The sequence below is a fragment of the Congregibacter sp. genome (assembly GCF_047617445.1).
GTDB lineage: Bacteria > Pseudomonadota > Gammaproteobacteria > Pseudomonadales > Halieaceae > Congregibacter.
In genome coordinates this window covers 1-11710 of the sequence record NZ_JBLGBE010000096.1, presented here as the reverse complement: position 1 = coordinate 11710, position 11710 = coordinate 1, and the positions used below count along the sequence as shown (strand labels likewise).

At 54.1% G+C, this 11710-nt stretch carries 7 protein-coding genes and 1 pseudogene; 5 read left to right on the top strand and 3 right to left on the bottom strand.

The window, feature by feature from the left end; all coding sequences use genetic code 11:
- Positions 1 to 784: 784 nt before the first annotated feature.
- Entirely contained in the window at positions 785 to 4456 is a 3672-nt protein-coding gene (locus ACI9KD_RS15460; protein ID WP_414982070.1) for a choice-of-anchor U domain-containing protein, read from the top strand.
- Positions 4457 to 4784: 328 nt separating this feature from the next.
- Here the strand turns inward: ACI9KD_RS15460 and ACI9KD_RS15455 are convergent.
- Positions 4785 to 5162: pseudogene (locus ACI9KD_RS15455) on the bottom strand (IS91 family transposase); the annotation flags it as partial.
- A 50-nt stretch (positions 5163 to 5212) separates the two neighbouring features.
- Positions 5213 to 6043 (bottom strand): class I SAM-dependent methyltransferase, encoded by an 831-nt coding sequence (locus tag ACI9KD_RS15450; protein ID WP_414982069.1) that lies wholly within the window; start codon positions 6041 to 6043, stop codon positions 5213 to 5215.
- 134 nt (positions 6044 to 6177) lie between these two features.
- Here ACI9KD_RS15450 and ACI9KD_RS15445 point away from each other — a divergent pair, with 134 nt between their 5' ends.
- Genes ACI9KD_RS15445 through ACI9KD_RS15430 form a run of 4 tightly spaced genes read left to right on the top strand, consistent with a single transcriptional unit; the run spans position 6178 to position 10339 of the window.
- On the top strand, positions 6178 to 6927 hold the full coding sequence (locus ACI9KD_RS15445) for an ATP-binding cassette domain-containing protein (RefSeq protein ID WP_414982068.1): 750 nt from the start codon (positions 6178 to 6180) through the stop codon (positions 6925 to 6927).
- Entirely contained in the window at positions 6924 to 8426 is a 1503-nt protein-coding gene (locus ACI9KD_RS15440) for a glycine betaine ABC transporter substrate-binding protein (RefSeq protein WP_414982067.1), read from the top strand. Before ACI9KD_RS15445 ends, ACI9KD_RS15440 begins: the two co-directional genes overlap by 4 nt.
- A gap of 20 nt (positions 8427 to 8446) precedes the next feature.
- Positions 8447 to 9352 (top strand): class I SAM-dependent methyltransferase, encoded by a 906-nt coding sequence (locus ACI9KD_RS15435; RefSeq protein ID WP_414982066.1) that lies wholly within the window; start codon positions 8447 to 8449, stop codon positions 9350 to 9352.
- Entirely contained in the window at positions 9353 to 10339 is a 987-nt protein-coding gene (locus ACI9KD_RS15430) for a phytanoyl-CoA dioxygenase family protein (RefSeq protein ID WP_414982065.1), read from the top strand.
- A gap of 768 nt (positions 10340 to 11107) precedes the next feature.
- On the opposite strand, the gene ACI9KD_RS15425 is transcribed toward ACI9KD_RS15430, so the two are convergent.
- A partial coding sequence (locus ACI9KD_RS15425; protein ID WP_414982064.1) for a hypothetical protein occupies positions 11108 to 11710 on the bottom strand: 603 nt, incomplete at its 5' end.

Below are 11710 nucleotides of genomic sequence, written 5' to 3'. Positions count from 1 at the left end.
ATGCAGCTGCGCTACCTGCAAACGCTGGCTGACATGGGGAACCAGAACACATCAACGGTGGTCTTTCCGATTCCCATTGAGATCATGGAGAGCTTTGGTCGTGCCATTAACGGCGGCAAGCAATCGTCGGATGAGAAGCCCAGCTCCCAGTGAGGCCGCAGCGAGCTAGCCCTGCTGCTGCGTGATCAGGCTCTTGATGGCGTGGAGCACCTCGTGATTTACGCCTTTTTTAGCCCTGTGGACCCAGTCGACAGACCTCGCTGGATCGCTCTTGCGCTTCCATGCGCTTCGCGATCGCCACACATCCTGTGTGGCACCCGCGCCCTTCGGGCGCAGAACCAATTCCACTGCCCGCAAAATCAAAAAAGCGCGACCCTTACGGGCCACCCCTTTCTTGATTTGGTGGAGGCGCATACAGGGTTTTTATCTGCTCGGTGAGGCCCCTTCTATCGAGATCAGCTTCCAGCAACTCTGCGCCAACAGTTTCTGTCATGGTAGATTTTTGCTATCCACGATACCGAGCTCTATTAACACCACGCTTGCCGCTTTTCGCACCAATCAATACAGACTTTAGTCGGTAGTCATACGGACTTATGTCCCCTTCCCGCAGAGCAGTAGATAGGCCACAATATGTCTGCCAACTCTTTGTTGTTCCATTTTCATGAAGCTGCAATAGGTCATTTGGCGTGAAGAATTTTTATACTGCTTTACTGTATGTAGACCAAGGTTTACCCATCCGTTGCTGGGTAACGACATTTTCTGACTCTTTAAGGCATCACGGCTCATGCGCAGATCACACCGTACGGCTTACTCCGTCTTTGTATTTTTGGCCTTCTCTTTAGCTCTACCTCAGGTTGCCCATGCACAGTGGGATTCACCGGAGGCTGCCTGTCGCATCGATCGCATCAAAGTTAAGGATGTGCGGGCTATACAGACAGCGAAGGCTTTTGATGCCAACGGCAGAGCCCTACTCTCCACACTTACCCGGTCAGCAGACCTCATCGAGCGAGCTTGGGGTCAAAACCCAGCAAAAGGAGTCGGAGCCGTACTGAATCCAGACCTTGTCCTTGATGGAGGACAGCGAGTGTTTGCGATTGCACAATCCACAGCAGACGGGCGGCCGCAATATGATTTTGATGAGCTACCTCAGGCTATCGTCGACGTCTATGCCCAGTCAAGCTTGTTTGATTTAGAGGATACGCTGAACGATCTCATCGACCTGATATTTTATGAGCGCCGTGGTCAGGATGATTTGGTCATCTCAATCGGCGGGGTGAAAGTGCTCCCCTTGCCCAACGCGACCTATGGCTCCTATCGCCCCGGTGATGAGGACGACGACGGTGGTTTCAACTCCGACAAGCTGCATAACTTATATGACAATGACATTCCCGGGGTATCATTCATTGATGCTAGTTTTATACAGTTTTGGGAAAACGACCAAGGCCCGAATGATAATCTGGGCAAGCTCGACATAAGCTGGGAGGGTGACACGGCGACCGGCGACCTGCGACCCCCCGGCGTGTTTGATACCGGGGATAACGTGAGGGTCTTGGTAGGGCCAGCGTCAGAGGGCAGCGTCTACGAGTTCACCTATGCACTGCAGCTCGGCGGCGGCAGTATCGATGAGATCCCTGAGAGACTATTTTGTTCCAGGAGCGGTTGCTACGAAGGAACACCCAAGCAGTCAAACTTCGGTAGTTTGTTAGGAGGGCCCCTGGGCGCCTGCCCCACGAATTATGTCAACCGGGGCGATTACCTCATAGCCGATGACGGGGGCTTCACGTGGTGCCAACTCAGCCTGCCGTGTGGCGACCGGTTCGACGATCTCGAGTTGATCGGTGGGGTCAGTGCATTGCGTGACGGCGATATCGTGGCCATACAGTCAAACCGGATACTGTCGCCAGAGGGCGTGAGGCCATTTATGGCGCGCGATGGTGCGGGGGCCAGTTACTTTTGTGTTAACCCTGTTTTCTTTGGGGATTATTGCGTTGATAACGTGATTGCTTCCGTGATTGATCCTAGTCGGTCGGAAGCCCAGTGGCGGGTTGGCAAAAAATCAGATGGCACATTTACTTTCAGTGCGCTGCAAACGGACAAGCCTCTGGCCGTGTTCTCCCCTTTCCCCTTAGGCGTTGCCGCAGAGCTCGAAGGTAGCGCGAGTGACAACAAGGCTAGGTGGTTTATTGAGCCGGGGCCTGAGGGGTACACCTTGCGGAATAAGTTAAACTTTTTTCTGTATCCCTGTTACGACTGTGACTCGGAAGAACGCCGGCCCGGGCATGAGTTATTGGTGTCCGGCGCTCAGTTTTCGGGCGCGGATGAGTGGGGTTGGAACATTCTCGTTCTGGACGGGGTCCGGCGCGTTACCACGGATACCGAGGTTGTGTCGTTCGCATCCGGCAACTTGACACGTCTCATCATTGAGCCCGGTGTGACTTACACGATCAATGGCGATGTCTCAATAGGGCAGGACATCGATATCGACAATAGTGGCACCATCATCATTAACGGTGATCTAACCATTAAGGGCTTGTTGGAGAACCGAAGTAGTGGCGAGATCATCGTCAACGGTTCCCTCATTGCCTCCGATACGGTGACTAACCTTGGCGTACTTAAGAACAATGGCATAGTGCGGGGAGTCGGTACGGAAGCGGACGTACTCAACAAGCCTTCTGGAGTTATTGTCCAGTTGGGTAGAACTTTTTTCGCGGACGTGCAAAACGAGGGTGTGATTTATGCCTCGGCCCCGAATTTTCGTTCAGGCGGTCAGATCCGACCGCTGGCAGGCTCGAACCCCATTGAGTTTTCCGTGATATACCTTGGTGCGCCTTTTGCAGCATCCTGCCAGTGGCTCGGCACCTGGGCCGAGGAGAGTTCTACCTGCACCACCGATGGCTTTTGGCTTGAAGACGGTCGAAAGCTGGTGGTTGAAGCGGGCCTGACCCTAAAGACAGGTCTTGCGGCATTCGTTAATGAAGGTGAAATCGCTAACTTTGGCGTGATTGACAACTCTGACGGTGGGTTTTTCAACTGCCCTAGCGGGTCTGTGACCGGAAACCCCAGCACTAATACGCCTGAGCCTTGCGTAACCACCGAAGAGCAGGGGCTGTGTGAGACCTATGGTGGTACCTGGTATCCGGGGCCTGGCACGCCGGCCTGTACGGGTAATGTCCGGGTCACCGGCGAGCTCAGAATTCGTCCCGGGGAGTTGAACTGGAACCTAAATAGCATAGCGCTGGGTTGCTACCAAGTAGAATACGACTTGGATTCCGACATTAGATTAACCCTACCCTGCCCTGAGGGCGTGGGGAATCCCCTATTGATCATTGAGCCCGGCGCCTCGTTAACCGTCAACCGACTGTCTTTCTACCGGGGGCCAGGTCGAGTGCTCAACTACGGGACTGTTAACTTCGGTGGCGGTCCTTATATAGAGGATGGCGCATCGCAGCTCGCACTGGGGCTGATCGGCAGTGGGCGGGTCGATAACTACGGCACCTTCGCCACGTCGATCGCTGTAGGTTACGAGGAAGGGGAAGCCGGTGGCACTTTCTACAACTACTGTGATGCATCTGGCGGAGTGCTGGGCGACCAGTATGACTATTTCCGGGGCGGTGATATCTGGGGCCTCGAGCAGGTGCAGAGTCTCTGCGCTGGCGTTGATACCGACGGCGATGGTGTGGACGATTTACTTGACCTCTACCCGTACGATCCTCTTGAGAGTATTGACAGCGATTATGACGGTGTGGGCGATAACAGCGACAGGTTTCCAGTCAGTGCCTTCGAGGTATCCGACCGCGATAATGATGGCGTTGGCGACAACAGCGATGCATTTCCAGACGATCCACTAGAGTCGATAGACTCTGATGGAGATGAAGTTGGAGACAACACAGATGTGTTCCCCAATGATCCCTCTGAGTGGTTAGATTATGATGGGGATGGCAAGGGCAACAACTTCGATGCCTTCCCAGCGGCGCTTACCCAAGATTCCAGTGGTGGCATCATGGTTACCGCGTTACTCGGTGCCGTGGATTCGACGTGTTCGCTGACAGAGGTGCTTGCAGCAGCGGTAACAGCTCCGCCTCCCACGGCTATGCGGGCGTTAGCGCCGCAAGTCTCTTTCTCACTTCGCGGATGTGCGGGTGATGTACCCGAAACGTTAATGATTTCGATCGATTTAGGAGAGCCGCAACCCGAGGGTGCCGTTGCCTATAAGTTCTCCGCAACAGACGGTTGGGGTCCAATAGCTGGAGCGGTAATTGACGGGTCGGTTCTTAGTTATACCGTGGTTGACAATGGTCCGTTAGACACGAATGACACGCTGGGCGAAATCGATGATCCGGTTACGGTTCTTTTACCAGCAGCAGGACCCACTGCAATAGCGGTAATGCCACTCTGGATGTTGATAATGCTGGCTGGATCGCTTTCGTTGGTGGCGGCAAGGAGGGTGAGGGGGTGACAGTGATATAGATGATAATGGCCTTTTGATGAACTCCGATACAAGTGCCTAAATTGATATCTCTGAGCATAAGAAATATAAACGGGGTGTGTCGACCAGATTGTCTGGTCCGTCTTGGTCGGTGACCCCCACACAATGTGAAAAGCTTACTTATTGCCCCGCAACTGTACTCGCATCAGTGGGGAGGCAATTCATATTCGTTCATGCTTTAACTACAACACGCAGCAGTCCATGCCATGGGGTTTTCAGTAGCGTCCTTGCTGATTGAGCGTTGTGTTTGTGGATTCGCCCCAGCGAAAAGAGGCAATGCCTCTGGTGATGCCCCGGTTGGCGGTGCCAGGTGCGGCAGGTTGGCGGTGCCCTGTTCCTGAGCGCGCAGATGAGAGAGGATTCTGTCGATGATGTCTTGGTCTTCGATACAGGCGATGACCCTGACAGATCCACCGCAGCGGCTGCAGACTTCGATGTGTGTGTTGAGTACTCGCTTGAGTCGCTGAGCCCAGTTCATGGCGGCATGGCGCTCAGCCGGTGAGGGAACTTCCTTACTAGCGATAGGCTTCACACCTGTGCCGCGTTTGGCTGGTGTGATCAGCCCTCGCCGGCGATGGTTCGGCGCGAGGACGCCATGGAATCGCGTGAGATTGACCCTCGGCTTCGATACCAGAGCAGCTAACCGCGCAATGAAATCTACTGGGTCGCAGGCCACCTGTTACAAACCGGTGCGGACCTTGCTTCGCCCTCCGGTCACTTGCCTCGCTAGATTGTAAAAGCGTCAACATTATGCGGTAGCCAGCGCATGCCGCCATCGAGATTAGACGTTGCCTCGAGATAACTGAAAATCATACGTCGCAGGCGAGGTGGTAATTCTGCGGTGGGTACTTGCGCGATAAAGTCTGCAATGCGAACACCCTGCTCGGATTGGGGCTCGCAACACGACGTGATATCGAGCCTTGCCCCGATGCGCTTACGCTCAAATGGGATGCTGCGTTCTTCGAGATGCTTGCTCAGGTCCTCACTGAACCACGTTGAAGCACCGTTCTCCATTTCCCAGAACGAGGATGAGAGTTCATTCAGGGTATCATTCGAAGCAATCAGGATGACGAGTCTGCCAGACTCATTGACCAAATTCAGTGCGTTTTCGATCGCCTGTGCGGGGTCATCCATATAGTAGAGCGAGTGCACCATGAGAACCAGGTCGAAGCGACGCTGCTCTATAAATTTTTCGAAGTTAGTATTGTGCGCTTCTACCCGGACATTTTGATCGCCTGCGAGCTCCATACGCGATATGAATTTTTCACACTGCTGAGAATCCGGCTCAAGCCCCACATAGGAAATGGTCGAAGTGTGCTCTTTTCCTGCAGCCAGGATCTCTATGTCTAGCTCACCAGCACCGCATCCAACACTAAGAAACGAAGCATTGTCTGTGGATAATTGCGGAATTACAGAGTCTGTGAGCCATCCTACAATCAGCTCTCGCTGATTGCTGGCGGCCTCATAGGTGTGAAGACAAGCTGCATAGCGATGGCCCTCCAGTGGTGCGACGTCATTGAGCAGTGCCATTTCCTGCCGTGTATCCGTGATATTCATATCGACTTTCAGTTTTCTCCGAATCAGGTTTCGCTTTGTCTATAATCTTGCGGTACTGTCTATTAGATGTATACCGAAAGTTCGCTATTTCAACTTTGCGGGCATCGTCCTGCCATTTCGTGATCGGCCATTCAATGCTTGAACTTAACCAGATTTCCAAGAGCTACTCAGGTGTCTGCGCACTTGAGCGTTGTGACTTGTCCATTGCGTCCGGGCAGACAACAGTCCTGATCGGTCCGTCCGGATGCGGGAAGTCGACGATCTTACGCCTAATTATCGGTTTGGAAACCCCTGACGAGGGGAGTATCCATTTCGGGGGAAAGCTCCTGGAACGGGGCCGTCTCCCTGCGTTGCGTCAGCGGATGGGCTATGTGATCCAGGATGGCGGTCTATTCCCACACCTCTCTGCGCGTGATAATGCAGCGCTGATGGCGCGACATTTGCGCTGGCCAGATGATCGAATTGCAGCGCGCATTGACGAACTGGCCGAACTCACACACTTCCCGATCGATGCTTTGGATCGATTTCCGCTGCAACTATCCGGAGGACAGCAGCAACGCGTGAGTTTAATGCGCTCCCTGATGCTAGACCCCGAAGTACTCCTGCTAGATGAACCGCTCGGCGCACTAGACCCTATGATCCGTCGTGACCTTCAGGCCGATCTGCGCGAGATATTTACAAGTCTGGGCAAAACAGTGTTGATGGTGACGCACGATTTGGGCGAGGCCGCTTTCTTCGGGGATACGGTAGTCCTTCTGCGCGATGGTCAAATCGTGCAGCAAGGCACAATGAAACAGTTACTGCGTGAACCTGCGGATGAGTTTGTGCAGCGATTTATTCAGGCACAGCGCTCACCGCTCGAAACCATGGAGATAGCCCGTTGACTCGCCGCATCGCAATCGCCCTTTTAGCCGGTCTTTTACTGGCAGCTAATAGTTTTTCTGCCGACGAACGCGCCTTTGTAGTCGGTTCAAAGAACTTCACAGAGGGCGTGGTGCTTGGCGAGATCATTCGCGCGATGGCAGCATCTACCGGGGCCACTGTCGAACATCGTCAGGCCCTTGGCGGCACGCGTTTAGTCTTCAACGCTTTGGTATCAGGCGAAATCGACATCTATGCAGAGTACACGGGTACGCTAACGCACGAAATTTACGCGCAAAAAAAACCCGACTCAAACAAAGAACTGCGAGATTTTCTCGCTGAGTCAGGCCTCGTCATGAGCCAACCCCTCGGTTTTCGCGACAATTTTGCTCTGGGTATGCGCGAGCCTGTTGCTGAAAGTCTCAAAATCCGCCGTGTATCAGACCTGCGCGCGCACCCGGAACTTGTGTTTCGTTTCGGTACGGAGTTTATGGAGCGTGGCGACGGCTGGCCCGGCTTACGTTTGCACTACGACTTGCCACAGCAGGATGTTCTCGGCGTCGAGCACGATTTAGCGTACCGAGGATTAGCGGCCGGCGACGTCGACCTGACAGAGCTTTACACGACCGATGCTGAAATCGCCTACTACTCTCTGCGCACACTGGAAGACGATCTTGGCTACTTCCCACCCTACGAGGCGGTACTTCTGTACCGGGCTGAACTCGAGCAAGAACAACCAGAGGTTTTTGCGGCCGTACTGCGGATGCAGGGCTTAATCAATGAAACTCAGATGATCGCAATGAACTCCCGCGTCAAGCTGGACGGGGTGCAAGAGATTCTGGTTGCGGCCGACTTTCTGCGGGAGAATCTCGGGATCGACGTCGTCGCCAAGTCCAGCACGCGCAGCGAGCGCTTTTGGCGTAACACCAAACAACACGTCGCACTGGTAGCAGTTTCGCTGCTCGCCGCAATACTGGTCGCAGTTCCGCTTGGCATTGCAGCTGCGCGATGGCGTCGTCTCGGCCAGGTCATCCTCGGCGTCGTAGGCGTCGCACAAACGATCCCGGCGCTGGCATTACTGGTCTTTATGATTCCTCTTTTCGGAATCGGCGCCGGTCCAGCAGTCATCGCGCTTTTTGTTTATAGCCTGCTGCCTATTGTGCGAAACACTTATACTGGCTTGACTACTATTCCAACGCAACTACTTGAATCCGCCGAGGCGCTGGGACTGCCCGCCGGCGCCCGTTTGCGCCTGGTTGAAGCGCCGCTGGCAGCAGTATCGATACTTGGCGGCATAAAAATAGCAGCCGTGATCAATATCGGTGCGGCCACTCTCGGCGCCCTGATCGGCGCCGGCGGGTATGGCCAACCGATTCTGGCTGGCATTCGCCTCGACGACGTTGGCCTTATTCTGGAGGGCGCGGTGCCTGCTGCGGGCCTTGCTATCGTCGTGCAGTTGCTATTCGAATGGACCGAGCGGGCGATTGTTCCGCGCGGGCTCCGCGCATCCACACTAGGCTGAACCTCTACCAAGGAGTAATGATGACCGTGCGAAGTGATACCTTTGAGCGTAGCTGCGAACACTGGAGTGACGCGGGGCGCGAAGAGATGGAGGCCTTTTACGAATTGGCCCGCGTTGACTACCGATATCTGGCTGAGGCGTATCACTGGACCTCCGCTTTCCAATCTTTGGCTAGCCGAAAAATCGGAGGGCGATTGATCGATGTTGCTTGCGGCAGCGGAAAGTTCCCGCAAGCGCTACTGGCCAGCCCCGGCGTCGCCGATCTGTCAAAAAGCGCCAACTTCAAGCTCAACTACGACCTGCTAGACCCGAGCGATTTTTCCTTGCGTGAGGCCAAGCAAGCCCTGGCTCCTCCGTTTCATGTTGGGTCCGAGTTCTGCTGCACCCTCCAGAATTGGGACGAAGAAGCAGGCCTGTACGACATCGCATGGGCTACGCACGCTCTCTACTGCGTTCCCACTGAGGAGCTCGAGCAGGGACTGGCCCGCATGTGCAGCGCGCTTGCGCAAGACGGTTTCGGTTTCATCGCGCAGGGAATGCGCGATGGTCATTACGTCGGCTTTTATGATGAATATCTCGCAAGTATGACTGAGGGAGATGGTACGCCCTACAGCGATGGCGCTCAGGTGGAAGCGGCTCTGAAAAACCTTGGCATGCATGTACGAACCCGCGTGCTTGATTACACCACGGTAGTGCCCGCAGACCGGCCTGAGTTGCTAGAGTCTTATCTGCAACGCTGTGCCTTCGACGACACTTTCGGCCTTGAAGAGATGTTGCAGCGTGAGCCACTGGCAGGCTATCTCGCCTCGTGTCACGATCTGGACTCGGGAGATTATCGATTTCCACAGCGCGTCGGCATGATTCTTTTTTCTCACACCGAAGCCGGTCTTACTCTGCGCGATGCCAAGGTTTCAGGAGTTGATTAAATGGCAGATGACCCTACATTGAAGCCCCAAGATCGCGCGCAAGAAGTTTCAGGTGAATGGGAGCACGACAATCAGCAATGGTGGAATGAGTATATGGCCAGTGCGGACAACGAAATCGTCTTCGCATCTGATCACTCCATTGAACAGACTCAGGCACCTAAAGATGTCGGCCCCTTACCAAGCCTGGCTGATCTGCAGGCTGAGCTTAACGCCTCCTACGAACTTGACCCCCTCGCGATTAAGCAATTCAATCGCGATGGGTATGTGAAACTAAAGCAGGTTCTCTCGCCCGGTGCGCTTGCGCTGTTGCGGCAGGAGATGGAGATGACGCTACTTGCCGACCTTGGCGAGAATCCAAAGCTGGACTTCCGCAGTGGTGAGATGATGTGGCTGACGAACGACATATTTAGGCAGTTCGTCCTCAGCCCGCGCATCGCAAAGATTGCGGCTGCGCTGATGGGTGTCCAGAGCGTCAGGCTTTACCATGACAATGCGCTGGCCAAGGAACCCGGCTGTGGGCGCACGCCCTGGCACTTTGACAAAGAACACTTTCCTATCGCAAGCAATAATGTCTGTACTGCGTGGATTCCGCTGCAGGCAATACCCGGAAACATGGGTCCACTCGCGTTCGCCGTCGGAATGGAGACCTACCGACTGGTTGAATCGGTGCAGAGCAGCAGGTTCGATATGAGTTACGACCGCACCGTCAGCAATATTTTTGCAGAGCAAGGCGTCGATGTGGATAACGGCCCGTTCGGCTTAGGTGAGATCAGCTTTCACCATTCCCAGTCCTTTCACACGGCGGGACCTAACAACACCACAGAATCTCGCATGGTCCTGGCAACCACCTATTTCGAGGAAGGTGCCTGTGTTATTCCCGCTCCCACCATGATCTCAGGCGATTGGCGCAAGTTCATGCCCGACGTCGGTGCCGGTGAGCCAATACAAAGCCGCTACAATCCAGTCTGTTTCCCCCGCGAACGCTAAAACCTAATAGGGTCTAGATTTATAAGACGCAACTTTCGTTGGATGAGTATGAGAAATATAAGCGGGGTGTGTCGGCCAGATTGTCTGGTTCGTCTTGGTCGGTGACCCCCACACAACGCGAAAAGTTTACTTATTGTCCCGCAACTGTACTCGCATCAGTGAGGAGGCAATTCATATTCGTTCATTCTTTAACTAGAACACGCAGCAGTCCAAGCCATGAGGTTTTCAGTAGCGTCCTTGCTGATTGAGCGTTGTGTTTGTGGATTCGCCCCAGCGAAAAGAGGCAGAATGGCAGGTGACGCTCTGGTTGGCGGTGCCAGGTGCGGCAGGGCATCGGTGTGGTCTGCGGGGTTCGAGTTCCAGCCAGGCGCTCTCGCTATCCTGCTCCAGTAGCCCCTGTCGTTCTAGGGCAGCGACCTACTGTGGAAGTAAATATTGAGGTCGAGGGCTGATCCGAAGCGTTGTATCAACCTCACCGCACCAGTGGCGCCGTCATTGAGTTTTAGTCCGGCCCTGTGGAGCAGGTAAGTCGAGATCGCCCGGTAAACGATACCGAGCACCTTACCCATCGCGCAGGGGTGGGCAGCCAACAGGCACCGTAGAGGGAAACCTACCCCAGCAAAATGCGGCACAGCATGGTCCTTTACGATTTTTACATACCCGTTTTGTGTATTTGGTTAGAACGAACTTCAAGTTTTGTGTGGGAATGTGTGGATCAGTTAACAGGGTAAACACATTCAACGTCATGCATTTCGGCTGACCCCCTTTTTAGATGGTGTTGTAAATACCTACAGCTCCAACAATCACAAGGCTCAGGGCCCAGACAACGTCAAGGTTGAACCAGGTCTTGGACAGAAACTTTAAACCCAGCCAAAAATATATGATTGTTGCGATAATCGCCGCAGCTGCCAGCATCGCAAGGGCATGTACAACTGCTACACCTATTGCGGTGGCAATATTATCAGCCATCATATGGTTACCATGATCATGGCTAGTGCCAGCCACAGCTTTATCGCTAATGCCGAGGTAGATAGGTACAAGCATCAACCCAGCACCATGAGCCATAGCGGCTAAGAATGACCATAGCGCCAAGCGGGCTGGGTGAACACGTGCGAGGAATTTGGGGTGACGGCGATTCCACAGTAAGTAGAGCCCCATCGAGATAACGAGTACAGAAGCACCTAATTGTACAGCGGCTTGATTTTCAACAAGAATAGTTAAGAATGAGAATGGCAATAGAATAGCCATCATTGCGAATAGATGCCCCAAACCTAACACGCCTAACGCAATTGGCAACTGACGTGCCTTACCACGCATGAGCGCAGCGGACACTGCAAGCGGCCACCCCATCCCTGGATTTATACCGTGATA

Excerpts from the sequence above, each read along its gene's own strand:
- ACI9KD_RS15460 (WP_414982070.1), top strand. The coding sequence starts at position 785 with ATGCGCAGATCACACCGTACGGCTTACTCCGTCTTTGTATTTTTGGCC.
- ACI9KD_RS15450 (WP_414982069.1), bottom strand. The coding sequence starts at position 6,043 with ATGAATATCACGGATACACGGCAGGAAATGGCACTGCTCAATGACGTC.
- ACI9KD_RS15445 (WP_414982068.1), top strand. The coding sequence starts at position 6,178 with ATGCTTGAACTTAACCAGATTTCCAAGAGCTACTCAGGTGTCTGCGCA.
- ACI9KD_RS15435 (WP_414982066.1), top strand. The coding sequence starts at position 8,447 with ATGACCGTGCGAAGTGATACCTTTGAGCGTAGCTGCGAACACTGGAGT.
- ACI9KD_RS15430 (WP_414982065.1), top strand. The coding sequence starts at position 9,353 with ATGGCAGATGACCCTACATTGAAGCCCCAAGATCGCGCGCAAGAAGTT.